The 17,490-nt window shown below is 65.8% G+C and carries 15 protein-coding genes and 1 pseudogene; 10 read left to right on the plus strand and 6 right to left on the minus strand.

Annotation, left to right across the window (positions count from 1 at the left end; all coding sequences use genetic code 11):
- A pseudogene (locus ACLBXN_RS16570) lies at positions 1-165 on the minus strand (acyl-CoA dehydrogenase); the annotation flags it as partial.
- Positions 166-397: 232 nt separating this feature from the next.
- Here ACLBXN_RS16570 and ACLBXN_RS16575 point away from each other — a divergent pair.
- Entirely contained in the window at positions 398-1,294 is an 897-nt protein-coding gene (locus ACLBXN_RS16575; protein ID WP_447612864.1) for a LysR family transcriptional regulator, read from the plus strand.
- Positions 1,295-1,313: 19 nt separating this feature from the next.
- Here the strand turns inward: ACLBXN_RS16575 and ACLBXN_RS16580 are convergent, their stop codons facing one another.
- The gene (locus ACLBXN_RS16580) at positions 1,314-1,943 is read right to left on the minus strand and encodes a Crp/Fnr family transcriptional regulator (protein ID WP_447612865.1); all 630 of its coding nucleotides are present in this window, start codon (positions 1,941-1,943) and stop codon (positions 1,314-1,316) included.
- 206 nt (positions 1,944-2,149) lie between these two features.
- Between ACLBXN_RS16580 and ACLBXN_RS16585 the strand changes: the two genes are divergently transcribed.
- The 4 genes from ACLBXN_RS16585 to ACLBXN_RS16600 are packed head-to-tail and all read left to right on the plus strand — an operon-like array spanning position 2,150 to position 7,115.
- Positions 2,150-3,088, plus strand: coding sequence for a BKACE family enzyme (locus tag ACLBXN_RS16585; protein ID WP_407714822.1), 939 nt, complete (start codon positions 2,150-2,152; stop codon positions 3,086-3,088).
- Between the two features lie 48 nt (positions 3,089-3,136).
- A complete protein-coding gene (locus tag ACLBXN_RS16590; protein ID WP_407714821.1) occupies positions 3,137-4,345 on the plus strand; it encodes an ABC transporter substrate-binding protein in 1,209 nt (402 codons plus the stop codon).
- Positions 4,342-5,289, plus strand: coding sequence for a 3-hydroxyacyl-CoA dehydrogenase NAD-binding domain-containing protein (locus tag ACLBXN_RS16595; RefSeq protein WP_447612866.1), 948 nt, complete (start codon positions 4,342-4,344; stop codon positions 5,287-5,289). Before ACLBXN_RS16590 ends, ACLBXN_RS16595 begins: the two co-directional genes overlap by 4 nt.
- 20 nt (positions 5,290-5,309) lie before the next feature.
- A complete protein-coding gene (locus ACLBXN_RS16600) occupies positions 5,310-7,115 on the plus strand; it encodes a feruloyl-CoA synthase (protein ID WP_447612867.1) in 1,806 nt (601 codons plus the stop codon).
- Positions 7,116-7,215: 100 nt separating this feature from the next.
- Here ACLBXN_RS16600 and ACLBXN_RS16605 read toward each other — a convergent pair whose 3' ends face one another.
- Positions 7,216-8,283, minus strand: a complete 1,068-nt coding sequence (locus ACLBXN_RS16605) for an NAD(P)H-dependent flavin oxidoreductase (protein ID WP_447612868.1) — start codon at positions 8,281-8,283, stop codon at positions 7,216-7,218.
- Positions 8,284-8,317: 34 nt separating this feature from the next.
- Positions 8,318-9,499, minus strand: coding sequence for a YbfB/YjiJ family MFS transporter (locus ACLBXN_RS16610; protein ID WP_447612869.1), 1,182 nt, complete (start codon positions 9,497-9,499; stop codon positions 8,318-8,320).
- Between the two features lie 110 nt (positions 9,500-9,609).
- Between ACLBXN_RS16610 and ACLBXN_RS16615 the strand changes: the two genes are divergently transcribed.
- Positions 9,610-10,539, plus strand: coding sequence for a LysR substrate-binding domain-containing protein (locus ACLBXN_RS16615; RefSeq protein WP_447612870.1), 930 nt, complete (start codon positions 9,610-9,612; stop codon positions 10,537-10,539).
- A 12-nt stretch (positions 10,540-10,551) separates the two neighbouring features.
- Here the strand turns inward: ACLBXN_RS16615 and ACLBXN_RS16620 are convergent, their stop codons facing one another.
- Positions 10,552-12,090, minus strand: coding sequence for a YifB family Mg chelatase-like AAA ATPase (locus ACLBXN_RS16620; RefSeq protein ID WP_447612871.1), 1,539 nt, complete (start codon positions 12,088-12,090; stop codon positions 10,552-10,554).
- Positions 12,091-12,174: 84 nt separating this feature from the next.
- Positions 12,175-12,723 carry a MarR family winged helix-turn-helix transcriptional regulator gene (locus ACLBXN_RS16625; RefSeq protein ID WP_447612872.1) on the minus strand — a complete coding sequence of 183 codons (549 nt, stop codon included), beginning with the start codon at positions 12,721-12,723 and terminating at the stop codon, positions 12,175-12,177.
- Positions 12,724-12,815: 92 nt separating this feature from the next.
- Between ACLBXN_RS16625 and ACLBXN_RS16630 the strand changes: the two genes are divergently transcribed.
- From ACLBXN_RS16630 to ACLBXN_RS16645, 4 genes are all read left to right on the plus strand, one after another.
- Positions 12,816-13,787 (plus strand): tripartite tricarboxylate transporter substrate binding protein, encoded by a 972-nt coding sequence (locus ACLBXN_RS16630; protein ID WP_447612873.1) that lies wholly within the window; start codon positions 12,816-12,818, stop codon positions 13,785-13,787.
- 129 nt (positions 13,788-13,916) lie between these two features.
- Positions 13,917-14,909, plus strand: a complete 993-nt coding sequence (locus ACLBXN_RS16635; RefSeq protein WP_043007149.1) for a Bug family tripartite tricarboxylate transporter substrate binding protein — start codon at positions 13,917-13,919, stop codon at positions 14,907-14,909.
- 113 nt (positions 14,910-15,022) lie between these two features.
- The gene (locus tag ACLBXN_RS16640; RefSeq protein ID WP_447612874.1) at positions 15,023-16,351 is read left to right on the plus strand and encodes a sulfatase family protein; all 1,329 of its coding nucleotides are present in this window, start codon (positions 15,023-15,025) and stop codon (positions 16,349-16,351) included.
- A 373-nt stretch (positions 16,352-16,724) separates the two neighbouring features.
- Positions 16,725-17,477, plus strand: coding sequence for a TorF family putative porin (locus tag ACLBXN_RS16645; RefSeq protein WP_052224023.1), 753 nt, complete (start codon positions 16,725-16,727; stop codon positions 17,475-17,477).
- Positions 17,478-17,490 lie beyond the last annotated feature (13 nt).

Genomic DNA, 17,490 nt, shown 5'->3' on the forward strand with positions numbered 1-17,490 from the left:
CAGCGGCGCCACCGGCGTACCGGGTGCGGTAGCAGGGTCATCCCGGTCCAGCGTAGCCGACAGCGCCCGCAAGGGAGCGGCGGTGATGAGGTCAAGCGCAGTTTCGCTTTTGCTCTGCCAGGTCTGCAGGTGATCCAGGGCCGAGGGGTGGATGCTGTCGGTCATGCGCGGCCTGTCCAGTTGGCAGCACCAGTTGCAGGCCGGTCCAGGAGCCTCCGGACGCAGGCTATGTGAAGGGGCATGGGCGAAACGCAGCAGGCATGCACGACAGGGTCTCCTCGTTGAAATCTGTCGCCTATGCTCGCTGCCTCCGGCACACCGCACAATCTGTCATATTGGAAGCGAGACTTTTGTTTTTTCGAAACCTACCCAGATCCAGTACATACCCGAGGGTGCCATGCAGTTCGACCTCAAAGATCTAAGACTCTTTGTTTTGATAGCACAGACTGGAAGTTTGACAAGGACTTCAGAGCAATCACATCTATCTCTGGCGGCCACCAGTGCACGCATCCGGGCACTGGAGGAACAGGCAGGCATGCCTTTGTTGATTCGAGAGGCTAGAGGGGTACGACTGTCGGCCCCCGGTGAGGCCTTTCTGCACCATGCGCGGGCCATGCTGCAGCAGTCACGTCAGCTTCAAGCCGATCTGCAGGAGTATGGCGCGGGGCTGCGCGGCCATGTGCGTGTGTTCGCCAACACCACGGCAGTCACGGATTTCATGCCCGACATCCTGGCCGCCTACCTCACTGAGCATCCCCATATCAACGTGGATCTGCAGGAGCGCCCGAATGCAGGCATTGCTGCCGATATCCGCGACGGCCGCGCCGACCTGGGCATTGTTGCCGGAACCGTGGACACCCATGGACTACGCACCATGCATTTCAGCACCGACCGACTGGTGCTGGTGACACCTGATGCGCCGCGCTGGGCCGAGCTGGATCATGTGGCGTTCTCCGAGGTACTTCACGAGCGCTTTGTGGGCATGCACCGCGGCAGCACGCTGCAGACCTTTCTCGACCAGCTGAGCCAGCAACTCGGGGCTACGCTGAAGCTGCGCATACAGTTGTCCAGTTTCGACACCATGTGCCGCATGGTCGCTGCCGGCGTAGGCATCGCTGTCGTGCCTGAGACGGCGGCACTGCGCTATCGCGGCACGCAGCGCGTATGCCGTGTGCCGCTGACCGATGCCTGGGCCGTGCGTCCCCGCTATATGCTGGTGCGCGCAGAGCAGCCTGTATCGGCGCAGTTGCAGGAGTTGATCGAGGCCATCGCGGTCTATCACGAGCACATGTGAAAAAGCGCTGTCCTGGCGGTTAGAACGACGCGGCAGCGAGCACGCGCGTGCGCAGACGCGGCAGGTCGATGACCGTGATACCGCCGTATTCGATCTCGATCAACCCTCCTGCGGCCAGGCGGCGCAGCGCCGCGTTGCAACGCTGGCGCGACAAGCCAGAGAGATTGGCGATCTCCTCTTGGGAAACACGCAGGCGCGGGTCGCTGCCCGGGTGCAGCCAGGGGTGGAACAGGCCCACCAGTGCACGCGCCACCTGACTGTCGGTATCAAGCAGATGGTGGGCCGCAAAGTTGCCTAGAAACCAGTGCATGCGCTCGTTGATCTGACGCAGCAAAAAGGCTTCGAAGCTGCGCTCGCTGCCGCGCAACCACTCGAAGACCTCGGCAGGCATCAAGGCCACGCGGCTGTCGCGCAGCGCGATCACGTCTGCCGTGCGCGCCACTCCGCGCAGCACCGTTCCCTCGCCGAACCAGCTGCCCACCGACAGGCCGCCCAGCGTGACCGAGCGACCGTCGGCGCTGCTCACCGACCATTTGAGCAGCCCTTCGATGGCGCCATACCAGTGCCGGGGCGCATCGCCCATGCGGCACAGCGCAGTGCCCGCGGGCAGGTCCACCTCGCGCATCTCGGCACGCACGCGTTCGCGCACGGCAACGTCGAGCGCGGGAAACCAGGCCGAGCCGGACAGCAGTTCATCGAGGGTGGGACGGGCCGCGGCCGTTGAGCGGTGATGACGGACGATGGTGAAGCTCCTTGCGTACTTACCCCGAGGTCAAATGTCATCGCAACGACTGATTAGTGAAGGGGTGAAAAAAATAATAGCTGACGACCCAACCCCACGCATCAGGAGACGCCATGAGCAAGCGCAAGGTGATCGTGACCATTGCCCCCACGGGCGGCATGGCCCACAAATCGCAGAACCCCTATCTCCCTACCCAGCCGGACGAAATCGCCGAGGACGTGGTGCGCTGCTGCAATGCGGGCGCCAGCGTGGCCGCCATCCATGCGCGCCGCCCCGACGACGGCGCCACCTGCAATGCCGACATCTACCGCGACATCAACACCCGCATCCGCGCTGCGGGCTGCGACATCGTGATCAACAACTCCACGGGCGGCGGCGTGCACGGCGACATGGTGCGCGAGCTGCAGGGCGGGCGCTGGGAAATCGCCTGGGAGGAGCGCATCAAGGGCATGGACGCAGGCGCCGAAATGTGTACGCTGGATGCAACCACGCTGAACCTGAGCTTCGGCGGGCGCGAGATCCTCATGGACACACCGCTGTCCCGGGGCCGCGAACTGGCCGTAGGCATGAAGGCGCGCGGCATCAAGCCAGAGTGGGAGGTCTTCGCCCACACCCACATCCTGCAGGACGTGACCACGCTGATCGAGGAAGACCACGATGCCGCACCGCACTTCATCAACCTGGTGATGAACGTCCACCGCAACTTCCAGAACGCCATGCCGTTCTCTCCGCGCTACCTGCAGCAGATGGTGGACGTTCTGCCCGCCAACAGCATCTTCTGCGTCAGCGGCATCGGTCCCTCGCAGCTGGAGGCCAATGTGGCTGCGCTGCTGCTGGGCGGCCATGCGCGTGTGGGGCTGGAGGACAACCTCTACTACCGCCAGGGCGAGCTGGCCACCAATGTACAGCTGACCGAGCGCATCGTGCGCCTGATCCGCGAGCTCGACATGGAGCCCGCCACACCCGAGGAAGCGCGTCAGATCATGGGGCTGCAACGCAGTGGCATGCCGCTGCCCGCGTTCGCGCCCGCCGCCATGGCACAGGCAGCCTGAACCGCACACGACGCAGCACAGTTCGCACAACAACGAGGAGACAGCATCATGAACTTCACATGCAAGGCCCTGGCGGGCGCCTTGACGCTGGCCGGTGCGGCCACGGCAGCAGCCCAGATTTCGGACGATGTGATACGCATAGGCTTCATCAGCGATATGTCGGGCGTGTACCGCGACTACGACGGACCTGCAGGCGCAGAAGCCATACGCATGGCCATCGCCGACATGGGTGGTGCCATCAACGGCAAGAAGATCGAGCTGGTGGCGGCCGACCACCAGAACAAGGCCGACATCGCCGCAGCCAAGGCGCGCCAATGGTTCGACGTGGAGCGCTTCGACATGCTGATCGGCGGCGTGAATTCGGGTGCGGCGATTGCCATGGCGGGCGTGGCTCGCGACAAGCGCAAGCCCTATTTCGTGGTCGGCTCGGGCGCCTCCAGCCTCACCAACGAGCAGTGTTCGCCCTACACGGTCATGTATGCCTACGACACGGTGGCCATGGCGCGCGGAACGGCCAGCGCCGTGCTCAAGAGCGGCGGCAAGCGCTGGTTCTTCGTGACGGCCGACTATGCCTTCGGCAATGCGCTTCAGGCCGATGCCGCCAAGGTGCTCGAAGCCGGCAGCGGCAACGTGGCCGGTGCGGTCAAGCACCCGCTGGGCGCCAGCGACTTCTCGTCCTTCATGCTGCAGGCTCTGGCCGCCAAGCCCGATGTACTGGCCCTGGCCAATGCGGGTGGCGACACGGTCAATGCGATCAAGTCGGCAGCGGAATTCGGGCTGGCGCAGAAGATGAAGCTCGCGGGCATGATCATCACCATTCAGGACGTGCACGCCCTGGGCCTGAAGACGGCACAGGGCATGTATCTGACCGACAGCTGGTACTGGAACCAGAGTCCCGAGGCCAGCGCATGGGCGCGGCGCTTCTTCGACAAGCACAAGCGCATGCCTACCTCCTTCCATGCGGGCGACTACTCCGCCACGTTGCAGTACCTCAAGGCCGTGCAGGCCGCGGGCACGGATGATGGCACCAAGGTGATGGAACAGCTCAGGAAGACCCGTTTCAACGACATGTTCGTCAAGGATGGCTGGCTGCGCGCCGACGGCCTGATGGTGCATGACATGCATCTGATGCAGGTGAAGACGCCGGCCGAATCCAGAGAGCCCTGGGACTACTACAAGGTGGTCGAGACCATCCGGGGCGAGGCCGCCTGGACTACCCGCGCAGAGACACGCTGCACACAATGGAAGACATCATGAGCGCGGCCGCACCCGCGATACGGCGCGTTGCCGTGGTTGGCACCGGCGTGATCGGTGCCAGCTGGGCGGCATTCTTTCTGGCGCACGGCCTGGAAGTGACGGCCACCGATCCTGCACCCGGCGCCGAACAGCGCCTGCGCGAAGCGGTGCAGCGCCACTGGCCAACCATGCAACGCATGGGACTGACGGATGGAGCTTCGCCCGAGCGCCTGCGCTTCGACGCCACACTGGAGCGTGCGCTGGACGGCTGCGACTTCGTGCAGGAAAGCGGCCCCGAGCGCGCCGATTTCAAGGCTGACCTCTATGCGCGCCTGGACGCTGCCACGCCGCCGCAGGTGCTGCTGGCCAGCAGCAGCTCGGGCCTGCCGGTCAGCGGCATGCAGGTGCGCTGCAAGGCGCCGCAGCGCGTGGTTCTGGGACATCCCTTCAATCCGCCGCACCTGATTCCGCTGGTGGAGGTGGGTGGTGGCGATGCCACCTCGCCAGACAGCATTCAGCGCGCCATGGACTTCTATGCAGCGCTGGGCAAGCGCCCCATTCACGTGCGGCGCGAGATCGCTGGCCACATCGCCAACCGCCTGCAGGCCGCGCTGTGGCGCGAGGCCTTTCACCTCGTTGACCAGGGCGTGGCCAGCGTCAGCGACATCGACACGGCCATCGCCCACGGCCCCGGACTGCGCTGGGCGCTGATGGGGCCATTCATGAACCTGCATCTGTCTGGCGGACAGGGCGGCATTCAGCATCTGCTGGAGCACCTGGGCGGCCCCATCGAGAGCTGGTGGCACGATCTTGGCAATCCAGCCATGACGCCGGCGCTCAAGGCTCATGTGGTGCAGGGCGTCACCGAGGCGCGCGGCATGCGCGATGAGGAGGAGCTGGAACGCACACGCGACGAGCTGCTGACCGACCTGATACGCGCCAAAGCCCAGGGTTCGCTGTTCTGAGCCCACCTGGAGGAGCACGCATGCAAGCCATAGACTTCCTGTCCGATCCGCAACAGATCGCCCCGCCGAGCAGCCTGCGCACCGATTTTGACGACGGCAGCTTCGTGCTACGATCGCCCGTGGCACTGAGGCCCTATGCGCGCTGCGTGGGCGACTGGCTCGAGCGCTGGGCGCGCGAAACACCTGCGACGCCGGCTCTGGCCGAACGCACGCCCGACGGCTGCGGCTGGCGCATGCTCCTCTGGGGCGAGCTGCGCGAGGCCGTGGGACGCACGGCCCAGGGGCTGCTGGACCTGGATCTGCCCCCCGGCCCGGTGGTCATCCTGTCGGACAACGCCATCGATCACGCGGTGCTGATGCTGGCCGCCATGCACGTGGGCCGGGCAGCCTGCTCGCTGTCCAGCGCCTATTCACGCACGGCGCGCGACTTCGGGCGGCTGCGCCAGATGCTCCAGGCACTGCAACCCGCGCTGATCTACGCATCGGATGCACGCGTGTACGGACCGGCACTGGCGGCCTGCGAAACCCGCGCGCCCTGCGTCTTCAGCGCGCATGCACAGCACTGGCCGGGGGGGCTGGATTTCGGGGCGCTGATGGCCAGACCCGAGACAGTCTCCGTGCGCACCGCCTATGAAGCCATCGCGCCCGACACGCATGCCAAATACCTGCTGACCTCGGGCTCCACCGGCACGCCCAAGGTGGTCATCAACACGCACCGCATGCTGTGCGCCAACCAGCAGCAAATGGCGCAGACCTGGCGCTTTCTTGAGCAGGAAAAGCCCGTGCTCGTGGACTGGCTTCCCTGGAGCCACACCTTCGGCGGCAACCACAACCTGCATCTGGTGCTGGCACATGGCGGCACGCTTTACATAGACGAGGGCCGGCCCGCGCCGGGTCTGATCGAAAAGACGGTGCGCAATCTGCGCGAAGTCCGCCCCACGCTGTGGTTCAACGTGCCGCGCGGCTTCGACATGGTGTTGCCGCTGATGGAGGCCGACGACACGCTGGCAGCGGACATCCTCTCACGCCTGCGGCTGGCCTTCTACGCGGCAGCGGCGCTGGCCCCCTCCACCTGGAGGCGGCTGGAGGCAGTGGCCGCACGCGTGCGCCCGGGCCGACCGCTGTGGCTGACCACGTCGTGGGGATGTACCGAGACTTCGCCAGCCATCACGTCGGCCCACTGGCAGCTCGCTGGCGCGGGTTGCATCGGTGCACCTCTGCCCGGGCTGGAGCTCAAGTTCGTGCCCAACGGCAACAAGCTGGAAATGCGCGTGAAGGGCGTGTCGGTGTTTCCCGGCTATCGCCATGCACCACGCGAAACGGCTGCGGCCTTCGACGAGGAAGGCTACTACCGCATTGGCGACGCCGGCTTTGTCGTGGACGAGCTGCAGCCCGAGCGCGGCGTCATCTTCAACGGCCGCGTGGCCGAGGATTTCAAGCTCTCCAGCGGCACCTGGGTCTCGGTGGGAACGCTGCGCGTGGAACTGGTGTCGCGCCTTGCACCACTGGTGCAGGACATCGTCATCGCAGGCCACGACCGCGACGAGCTCGGTTTGCTGGTGTTTGCCTCGCCCGCGGGCGCGGCCGACCCTGCGGCCCTGACACAGGCGCTGCGCCGCGTGATGCATGAGCAGCGCAATGCTGGCGCGGGCAGCTCGCAAAGCCCCGGCTGCGCGCTGGTGCTGGTGGAGCCACCCGACGCAGAGGCCGGCGAGATCACCGACAAGGGCTATATCAACCAGCGCGCGGTGCTGGCGCGGCGCGCCGATGCGGTGCAACGTCTGTTCGCTTCAAAGGATGCATCGGTCATTCGCTGCAATAGCTAAAACCATAGCATCCATCGCAAGTCAGTATTCAAATCTTGACTCAAACAATCCAGATCTGAAGTATTACAAGCGATGACAGCTATCAAATCAAATAGTCGCGTCAGGCGTGCTTCGCCTGCTCCAGCTCCTGCGCCAGCGTACGCACGAGCTCAGCCGCAGGCATGGCGCGAGCCAGCGGTGCGCCCTGGCCGGCCCAGTGCGCGGCATAGTCGCTGCTGCCCTGCGCGCTGGCTGCCTGGTGCAGCGCCTTGCCTGCGTCATACACCATGGGATAGGCGGGCAGTGCTCCCGCATAGTCTCGCCCCAGCTGGTGCAGACGGTTGAACATGCCGCGCGCAGGACGCCCGGAAATGGCGGCGGTGATGGCCGTGTGCTGTGCGCTGTCGCCTTGCAGCTCGGCGCGGTAGGCCTGGCTGGCAGCGGATTCGGGGCAGAGGATGAAGGCCGTGCCCATCTGCACGGCACAGGCTCCGAGCTGCAGCGCGGCGGCAATGCCCGCCCCGTCCATGATGCCGCCTGCGGCGACCACGGGCAGGCGGGACTCGCGCGCCAGCAGCCGCACCAGCGCCAAAGTCCCCATCAGTCTGTCCTGCTCGGGCACGAAAGCGCCGCGATGGCCGCCCGCCTCCATGCCCTGAGCCACGATCACATCCACCCCGGCCTGCTCGATCTGGCGCGCCTCATCGAGACTGGTGGCACAGGCCAGCGTGATGATGCCGGCAGCGCGCAAGGCATCGACAAAGCCCTGCTCCGGCAGGCCGAAATGAAAGCTCACCACGGCGGGGCGCAGCTCCAGCAGCATGGCCTGCAACCGCGCATTGCCCAGCGCAGACTCGTAGATGCAGCGCAGGCCAGACGGCACGGACGCGCCGTAGCGCTCGAACTCCGGCGCCAGATAGCGCAGCCACTGCGCTTCGCGCTCGGCATCTGCGACCGGCGCACGGTGACAGAAGAGGTTGACGTTGAAGGGGCGATCGGTCAGCGCACGCGTCTGCTCGATGTGCTGGCGCGCCTGCTCGAGGCCGTAGGCGCCTATGCCGACCGAACCCAGGGCGTATGCATTGCTCACGGCAGCCGCCAGCTGCGGGGTCGAGGTCCCGGCCATCGGGGCCTGAATGATGGGATGCTGCAGACCCAGACCTGTCATCCACAAAGGTAGTTTGCTCATCGCACGTCTCCTGGTTGTCACTTTTCGATATGGATCATTGCGCCGCGCGGGCCAGGCGGCTGGAGGCCACCAGCAGCGCCCCCAGGCCCAGCGCCGCGCAGCCCAGCACGAACAGCTGGCGATAGCTGCCGCTGCTGGCGTAGACAAATGCCATCAGATAGCCGGAGCTGGCCTGCAACAGCGCAAATGCCGCCGTGGCATAGCCCCACATTTTCTTGTGCTGGCCGGGGCCGATGAGCTGCATCAGATAACCCGAGGTGATGGCCGCCATGCCCGGTGACAGCGCCCCCACCACAAAACCCGACAGCGCATGACCGCCGAAACCGGCCCAGACCAGCGGCAGGCCGATGGCCACGGCCTTGAGGGCATAGGCGCCCGTGGTCGTTCCCCACCAGCCCCAGCGCGTGGCGCAGTAGGCCGCACACAGCGGCCCGATCATCGCGCCAAGCCCGAAGAATGCCCATTGCGTCGAAGCATAGGCGCCGCCCAGCTGCAGCTCGCGATCCAGGTAGTCCACCCAGAACACGGTGTGCGGCACAAAGCCGAAGGCGTCGCAGGCATAGGCGGTCAACACCAGGATCACCGCCAGGCTCCATGGCGTTGCACCGGACGTTGCGGCCGTCGCCGTGGGCTGGACCGCCACCGGCGCATGCAGCGGGATCTGGCGCGCGGCATGCCATCCGCTGTAAAGCGCCAGCGCACATAGCGCCGTCAGCGCCCACCAGACCGCGCTCAGGCTGCTGCGCGCAAACATGGGCACCAGGGTGGCGGCCAGCAAGGCTCCCACGCCAATGCCGCAGAACATCAGCGGGCCCAGCGTGGCGCGGCGCTGCGGTGCGGCCGCAGCCATGGCCACCGACGGGCCCAGCACCATCAGCGCGGCCCCGGCAATGCCCGAGATCAGCCGCCAGACAAAGAACAGGGCCATGGGCTGGGGCAGGCTGCAGCCGGCAAAGCTGAGCATCACGGCCACCCAGCAGATCACCAGCACGCGCAGCGCGCCCATGCGCTCGGCCAGCGGCGCGGCGACCAGGGCCCCGATCAGATAGCCGAGCAGATTGGCGGCCCCCAGGTAAGCCACCTGCTCGCCGCTGAACCAGCCCGCATGGACCATCTGCGGCATCAGCGCCGTATAGGCGAAACGGGCCAGGCCGACGCCGCTCAAGGTGGCCATGAAACCGGTCAACAGCAGGGGAAGTTCTTTGCGCTCGATCACAGCTCGGGTTCCGGAGGGTAATTGGCATCAAGCCTAAACGCTGTGACGCGATCATGTCCAATGATTCAAAATGATGACTTGCATCTCATTTCAAGATATTGGAGCCGCATATGCAACTCAAATCCCTGCGCATGTTCGAAGCCGTCTGTGAAAGCGGCAGCTTTGGTGCCGCTGCCCAGCGGCTGCACACCGTGCAGTCCAATGTCACGGCCCATATCAAAAAGCTCGAGGACGAAGCGGGCGTGCAGCTGCTGATGCGGGCCAACCCGGTCTTTCCCACTCCGGCCGGACGTACGCTGCTGGAATCTGCGCGGCAGATGCTGCAGTCGCATGATCAGGTGCTGGCCATGCTGCAAACCCGGCAGTTTGCTGCCGGCCAGGTCAAGGGGGCCTTGCGCATAGGTTCCATGGAAACCACCGCCGCCCTGCGCCTGCCGCCCCTGCTGGCCAAGTTGCGCAGGCTGCATCCGGGCATAGACCTGGAACTGGATGCCCAGCCCACGGCCGCCTTGCTGATGGAGCTGGCAGCCGGCCACATCGACTGCGCCTTCATCAATGGAGCCGCACCGCAGAGCGAGCTGCATTCCTGGCCGCTGTTCCGCGAAGAGCTGGTGCTGGTCAGCGGACAGCCGCTGACGCGCTTCCCCACTGCGGCGGACTTCGGCAACGCCGTGTTCCTGGCATTCCGCCAGGGCTGCAGCTACCGCCAGCGGATCGAGCTGCTGATGGCTTCGATGGGGGTGACGGCGGTGCGCATCATGGAGCTGGGCATGCTGGACACCATCCTCGGCTGCGTGGCAGCCGGCATGGGTTATGCGCTGCTGTCGCGCTCTCTGGTCGAAGCTCAGCAACAGCGCTTTGGCGTGCACTGGATGACCTTGCCCGGCAGGAGCGGACAGGAGCTGGCCTTTGTCGATACCTGTTTTGTGACCGCCGCCGTTGAAGGCTGGTCTCCCGCATTGCACGCATTTGCGCAGGTGTTGGGCGTCGATCCCCGAACCGCGCAGGCACGGCCCGTGCCGCTGGCCCTGGCTGCCTGAGCACGCCAGGCATCACGGCTGCATCAGCGCACGGCGGTATTGCAAGGCCTCGGCCAGATGGGCCTGCGTGATGGAATCAGAGCCAGCCAAATCGGCAATGGTGCGTGCCACCTTCAGGGCCCGGTGCGTGCCGCGCGCCGACCAGCCAAGGCGCGCTGCAGCCTTGTGTGCAAAGGTCAACGCCTCGGGCTCCAGCTGCAGATGCGTGTCGAGCTGCACCCCCTGCAACTGATGATTGGGCAGGCCCTGGCGCTGCAAGGCCTTGTCCCTGGCCGCACTCACGCGTTGCTGCACGGCAGCGCTGCTCTCGCCCTCGGGCGCTGCCAGCAGCTCCTGGGGCGACAGTGCCGCCACCTCCACATGCAGATCGATGCGGTCCAGCAAGGGCCCGCTGATGCGCGCCTGATAACGCGCCACCTGATCGGGCGAGCAGCGGCAGGCCCTGATGCGCGATCCCCAGTAGCCGCAGGGGCAGGGATTCATGGCGGCCACCAGCTGGAAACGGGCCGGAAACTCCGCCCTCTGCACGGCCCGCACGATGGTGATGCGCCCGGTCTCCAGCGGCTCGCGCAGGGCCTCCAGGGCGCTGCGCGCGAACTCGGGCAGCTCGTCCAGAAAAAGCGCCCCGCAATGGGCATAGGAGATTTCGCCAGGCCGGGGCGGAGAGCCGCCGCCGACCAGCGCAATGGAGCTGGCCGTGTGATGAGGCGCGGCAAACGGTCGCTGGCGCCACAGCTGCGGCGTGAAACGGCCGCTGAGGCTGGCAATGGCTGCGGCTTCGAGCGCTTCCTCGTCGGTCATGCCCGGCAGCAAGCTGGCAAAGCGCTGGGCCAGCATGGATTTTCCCGAACCCGGAGGGCCGATCATCAGCACACCATGTGCGCCGGCAGCTGCAATTTCAAGCGCGCGCTTGGCCTGCATCTGGCCGCGCACCTCGCGCAGATCCAGCGACTGCAAGGAGGCCTCGGCAGGTCTGGAGTGCACCCGCTGCCAGCCCTCCACGTCATCGCCCTGCTCCGCCAGGGTGGCGTCATGCGCAATGAACTGCCTGACCACATCCAGCAGATGCGCAGCGCTGAAGACTTCGATGGCCGGCACGAAAGCGGCCTCCTGCGCACTGTCCGGCGGCAGCACCAGCCGCACGCGGTGCTGCTGACGCTGCAAGGCCAGCGCCGTTGCCAGGGCCCCGCGCACCGGGCGCAGCGCACCGGTCAGGGACAGCTCACCCGCAAACTCATAGTCGGCAAGCCGCTGAGCATCGATCTGCCCGCTGGCCGCCAGAATGCCCAGCGCTATTGGCAGGTCAAAGCGGCCGGAATCCTTGGGCAGGTCTGCGGGAGCCAGATTGACCGTGATGCGCTGGTTGTTCGGGAACTGCAGCCCCGCATTGACGATGGCCGCGCGCACACGCTCGCGTGCCTCCTTGACCTCCACATCCGCCAGGCCCACCAGGGTGAACGAAGGCAGGCCGTTGGCCAGATGGACCTCCACAGTGACGCCTGGTGCCTGCAAGCCCAGCAAGGCACGACTTTGAACCAGAGCCAGACCCATCACGCCCCTCCCCTTCAAGCCGGACTGTAGGGTCTAGCGTATGCGCCAGCAGCTCAAACAGGCAATAGGGGTGTGCACAGGCCGTCAGCCGGCGGCGTCATCACGGGCAGGCGGCCTGCCGGCGGCCCGCCCACGACGGCGCTCGGCCTTGGGAAAGCTGCCCTGCTCCTGCATGCGGGCCGCCCGATTGCGCACGCGCTCGAACACCTGCGACAGCACCTGAAGCTCGGCATCGCTGACGTCGCCGAGCAGCTCCTGGTTGATTGCCTGAATCTGCGGAAACAGCTGCACATGCAGCGCCAGCCCGGCTGGCGTCAGCTGGACCATGGCCTGGCGTCCGTCGCCGGCCATGCCCTGCTTGTGCAGCAGCCCCTTGGCAATCAGCGTGGAGATGGTGCGCGAGGTGCGCGTGCGATCGAGCTGCGCCAGCTCCGCGAGCCGGGACGGCTGCATGGCGCCCTTGGTGGCCAGCAGGCCGATCATGCGCCACTCGCGCCGGGTAATGCCGAAGCCGCCCTCGCACAGGCGCACCACCATGGTCCCGGCAGAGCTCATCAGGCGGGCCAGATGGTAGAGGAACAGATCGTCCAACTCGGACGGCTGCCGCCAGGGGTGGCGCTGCACCTTGGTCATGGATGTTTGTGGGTTTTCTCTAGGAATGATGGATTAGATCCATTATCGAGTCACTGCTTACAGTGGCTCCAAAGAAAACGACAGGAGACACCATGCCTTGCACCCGTATCGCCCGCCGCACTCTGGCCGGGCTGGCGGCCGCCGTGCTGCTCACGGCAGCCCATGCGGCCGATACCTGGCCCGCCAAGCCCATACGCATCATCGTTCCCACACCGCCCGCCGGCCCGTCCGACATCGCCGTGCGCCCGCTCGCAGCGGCCGTGCAGAAGGCCCTGGGCCAGGCCGTGATCGTGGAGAACCGGGCCGGGGCCAATGGCAATATCGGGGCAGCCGAGGTCGCCCGCGCCCCAGCCGACGGCTACACCTGGCTGTGGGCCATGGACCCGGTGCTCACCGTCAACAAGCATATCTACAAGAACATCGGCTACTCCAGCGATGCCATCGTGGTGCTCAATGCCGCCGCCAGGTTCTCGCAGACCCTGATCTGCAACCCCGGCCTCGGCTTCAAGTCCGTCAAGGACATGCTGGACGCCGCCAAGTCGCGCGAGCTGACCTATGCCACGGGTGGCGCGGGCTCGCCCGGCCATCTGGTCATGGAGTCCCTGCTGTCCAGCACCGGCGTGAAGATGGTGCATGTGCCCTACAAGGGGCCGGCACCGGCCATGCAGGACCTGATGGGCGGCCAGGTGGATTGCGGCTTCCTGGCCGCCCCCACGGTGCTGCCCCAGATCCAGAGCGGTCGCGTCACCGCCCTGGCCACCACGGGGCGCACGCGCTCGCCCCTGCTGCCCGCATTGCCCACGATTGCCGAGTCCGGCTACCCCGACTTCGACGGCACCTACTGGCTGCTGCTGGCCGCCCCCAAGGGCGTTCCTGCCGAGATCCAGAAGCGCTTTCTCGCTGCCATGGATGCCGCCATCCGCTCGCCGCAGCAGCAGGAGCGGGTCAAGGCCGTGGATATCGAGATGGTGGGCAGCAGCCCCGAGCAGGCCCAGGCCAGGGTGCGCGAGATCTCGGACAAATGGGAAGCGCTGGCCCGCAAGATCAATCTGAAACCCGATTGAGGCCGCAGGCCTGGCCGCCGCCCGCCCGAGCTGTTCTGCCCGGTGTCGACGCGCACTTACACTGCCCACTTTCCCATCAGCAATGGCGTGAGACCGCGGCGCGGATCACAGACCAGGAGAGACATGACGATGCAAAGAAGAATCTTCGGCAAGCTCGCGGCGGGGCTCGGCCTGAGCGCAGGATTGCTGGGCAGCGGCGCGCTGCAGGCCCAGGAGACCCATGCCCTGTTTCCCAACAAGACACCGCTGCGCATGGTGGTCGGCTATCCGCCCGGCGGCGCCACCGACCGCGTGGCACGCATCGTGGCCGACCGCCTGCAGGCCCGGCTGGGCAGCCCGGTGATCGTGGAAAACAAGCCCGGCGCGGGCGGCCGTCTGTCGGCCCAGTACGTGAAGAACGCGCCCGCCTCCCAGCCCGCCGTGCTGCTGGCCAATCCCGCCGTGATGGTGGTGGCGCCGCTGGTGTTCCCGGACTCGGGCTACGACCCGGAAAAGGACTTCCGCCCCATCAGCGAGGTGAACCGCTACGAATTCGGCCTGGCCGTCGCCAGCGCCGTGCCCGTGAAGGAGCTGCCGCACCTGCTGGCCTGGCTCAAGGCCAATCCGCAGCAGGCCAATTTCGGCGTACCGGCCACGGGCAGCCTGCCGCACTTTTTCGCGCTGATGCTGGGCGAGACCGCCAAGGTGCCGGTCGAGGTCGTGGGCTACAAGGGCTCGGGCCCGCTGCTCACCGACCTGATGGGCGGGCAGATCCCCATCGCCGTGGACACCTTCGACACCCAGATTGCCCAGCACGAAGCGGGCAAGCTGCGCGTGCTGGCCACCTCGGGCGAGCGCCGCAGTGCCATGGCGCCCGGCATTCCCACGCTCAAGGAGCTGGGCGTGAACCTGGTCGGCACGGGCTGGAACACCTTGTTTGCCCCGCAGAGCATGGCGCCGGCCACGGTGCAGCGCCTGTCCCAGCTGGTGCAGGAGGTGATGAAGGAAGCCGACACGCAGCACAAGTTCGCCGCCTCCAACCTGGTGCCCGTGGTCAGCAGCGCGCAGGACACGGAAAAAATGCTCAAGGCCTACCGCGCGCAATGGGCGCCGGTGGTGCAGCGCTCAGGCTTCAAGCCCTGATATTTGAGGAGCACCTATCGCTTGTCACTAAACATTTTCAGCATCAAATCTATTCAGAATCCTTTGTTAACAGGCGATAGAAGCTCCTGTTTTTGAATGTTCTCCGCTCTCCCATGACCGACTCCCGCCCCAACCTGATCTTCATCCTGGCCGATGACCTCGGCTATGCCGACCTGGGCTGCACCGGTGCGCGCGATGCACACAACAACGCCACCGACGTCTCGCCGCGCCTGGACGCCATGGCCGCCCAGGGCCTGCGCTTCACGCGCGGTTACTCCAACTCCTCGGTGTGCTCGCCCACGCGCTTTGCGCTGGCCACGGGCCGCTGGCAGTACCGCCTGCGCGGTGCGGCCGAGGAACCCATCGCCAGTGTGCATGGCGACAAGGTGCTGGGCCTGCCGCCCGATCACCCCACGGTGGCCTCGCTGCTGCGCGATGCCGGCTACGCCACGGCCCTGGTCGGCAAATGGCATCTGGGCTACCCTCCGCATTTCGGCCCGCGCCTGTCGGGCTACGAGGAGTTCTACGGCTTTCACGCCGGCGGCGCCGACTACTTCGCCCACTGCGATCCGCGCGGGCGCCCCGACTTCTGGCGCAACGAGGAGCCGCACACCGAAGACGGCTACCTGACCGATCTGCTGAGCCGCCGCGCCGTGGACTTCGTCAAGCGCCAGACGGCCGAGCAGCCCTTCTACCTCTCGCTGCACTACAGCGCGCCGCACTGGCCCTGGCTGACGCGCGAGGACCGCGCCGAGTCCGAACGCCTGCAAGGCATGGGCAAGCATATCGACGGCGGCTCCATCGACACCTATCAGCGCATGATCCATCACATGGACGAAGGCATCGGCTGGCTGCTGGATGCGCTGGAGGAAAAAGGCATGAGCGAGAACACGCTCATCGTCTTCACCAGCGACAACGGCGGCGAGCGCTTCTCCAATACCTGGCCTTTCGTGGGCCAGAAGATGGACCTGCTCGAAGGCGGCATCCGCGTGCCTTTGCTGGCCCGCTGGCCGGCGCGCATGACGGCCGGTGCCGTCTGCGACACGCCCAGCCTGACCATGGACTGGTCGGCCACCTTCCTGGCTGCAGCGGGCGTAGCCGCACATGCCGACTATCCGCTGGACGGCATCAGCCTGCTGCCCCTGATGCAGGATCAAAGCTGGGTGCCCGAGCGCGACCTGGCCTGGCGCATGAAGCACCGCGAGCAAAAGGCCTTGATACGCGGCGACTGGAAATATCTGCAGATCGAAGGCATCGAGTACCTGTTCCACATCGGCAACGACCCGCGCGAGCGCGCCAATCTGCGTGATCGCGAGCCCCGGAAGCTGGCCGAGCTGCGCAGCGCCTGGGAGCATTGGAATCAGGACTTGCCGCCGATTCCGGAGGAAGCCAAGGTCTCGCTGGTATTCACCAAGGCAGACCTGCCGCAGGCCAGCTTCTGAGCTGCGCGCGACCTGCAAGCCCATCGCCCTGGCGGTGGGCTTTTTTGCGTCTGCGCCCAAACAAAGAGCATGCACTCACTTGCAAATCACCTGTTTGGTGCAAAAAGCCGCGCAAAAGCCGGGCCATGGCGGTGCATCGCAAAAACGCACCGTTTTGGTGCAGTCCATCCAGCCCACCAGCCAGGTGGCGAAAGTTGCGCTCAGTGATTGTGAAAATTCGTAGCTTTTTGTACTCGACAGCTATGGCCCGCTGCCTGTTTCAGCCCGATGACGGCGAACCGCGCCGCGGCGGCCGCAGAGACTGGCACGGTCTGTGCTTTAAGAGTTCATCCGAGATTTTTGCCACGAAATTTTCAAACCGGAGGAACCCTGAATGCCTAGTCCCGCTGCAAGCCGTTTCAAGACTTTCGCCAAGACCGCTGCCCTGGCCTGCGCCGTTGTCGCCCCCATGTGGGCCCATGCACAGCTCTCCGCCAACGTCGCCCTGACCACCAACTACAAGTTCCGCGGTCAGGACCAGGACGCCAGCCGCACCAAGGCCATCAAGCCTGCGCTGCAAGGCGGCTTCGACTACACGTTCGGCGAAAGCGGCTTCTACGTCGGCAACTGGAACTCCTCCGTGGACTGGCTGCCCGGCAACTCGCTGGAAACCGACTTCTACGGCGGCTACAAGTTCAAGGCCGCCGATGTGGACTGGGACGTGGGCATGCTGACCTATGTCTACTCTGGCAATGCCAACGGCAACACCACCGAGATCTACGGCTCCGGCACCTATGGTCCGTTCACGGCCAAGTACTCGCACACGGTGTCCAAGGACTACTTCGGCTGGGCCGGCGCCAAGGCGGGCTCGGGTCTCAAGGGTCGCAACACCGGTTATCTGCAGTTCTCCTACAGCCAGGAAGTGATGCCCAAGGTGACACTGAAAGCATCAGTTGGTTACACCCATTTCTCCAGCGACATCAAGGACCTGGGCGTTCCCAACTATGTGGACTACAGCGTCGGTGGTGCCTATGACCTGGGCGACGGCTTCTCTGCAGCAGCAGCGGTGACCGGCGCCAACAAAAAGGCCTACTTCGGCGATGTGAACAAGGCGCGTCTGATTCTGACGCTCTCCAAGACTTTCTAATTTTTCAGGAGCA

The sequence above is a fragment of the Comamonas sp. C24C genome, assembly GCF_053345995.1.

Excerpts from the sequence above, each read along its gene's own strand:
- ACLBXN_RS16575 (WP_447612864.1), top strand. The coding sequence starts at position 398 with ATGCAGTTCGACCTCAAAGATCTAAGACTCTTTGTTTTGATAGCACAG.
- ACLBXN_RS16585 (WP_407714822.1), top strand. The coding sequence starts at position 2,150 with ATGAGCAAGCGCAAGGTGATCGTGACCATTGCCCCCACGGGCGGCATG.
- ACLBXN_RS16590 (WP_407714821.1), top strand. The coding sequence starts at position 3,137 with ATGAACTTCACATGCAAGGCCCTGGCGGGCGCCTTGACGCTGGCCGGT.
- ACLBXN_RS16595 (WP_447612866.1), top strand. The coding sequence starts at position 4,342 with ATGAGCGCGGCCGCACCCGCGATACGGCGCGTTGCCGTGGTTGGCACC.
- ACLBXN_RS16600 (WP_447612867.1), top strand. The coding sequence starts at position 5,310 with ATGCAAGCCATAGACTTCCTGTCCGATCCGCAACAGATCGCCCCGCCG.
- ACLBXN_RS16605 (WP_447612868.1), bottom strand. The coding sequence starts at position 8,283 with ATGAGCAAACTACCTTTGTGGATGACAGGTCTGGGTCTGCAGCATCCC.
- ACLBXN_RS16615 (WP_447612870.1), top strand. The coding sequence starts at position 9,610 with ATGCAACTCAAATCCCTGCGCATGTTCGAAGCCGTCTGTGAAAGCGGC.
- ACLBXN_RS16620 (WP_447612871.1), bottom strand. The coding sequence starts at position 12,090 with ATGGGTCTGGCTCTGGTTCAAAGTCGTGCCTTGCTGGGCTTGCAGGCA.
- ACLBXN_RS16625 (WP_447612872.1), bottom strand. The coding sequence starts at position 12,723 with ATGACCAAGGTGCAGCGCCACCCCTGGCGGCAGCCGTCCGAGTTGGAC.
- ACLBXN_RS16630 (WP_447612873.1), top strand. The coding sequence starts at position 12,816 with ATGCCTTGCACCCGTATCGCCCGCCGCACTCTGGCCGGGCTGGCGGCC.
- ACLBXN_RS16635 (WP_043007149.1), top strand. The coding sequence starts at position 13,917 with ATGCAAAGAAGAATCTTCGGCAAGCTCGCGGCGGGGCTCGGCCTGAGC.
- ACLBXN_RS16640 (WP_447612874.1), top strand. The coding sequence starts at position 15,023 with ATGACCGACTCCCGCCCCAACCTGATCTTCATCCTGGCCGATGACCTC.
- ACLBXN_RS16645 (WP_052224023.1), top strand. The coding sequence starts at position 16,725 with ATGCCTAGTCCCGCTGCAAGCCGTTTCAAGACTTTCGCCAAGACCGCT.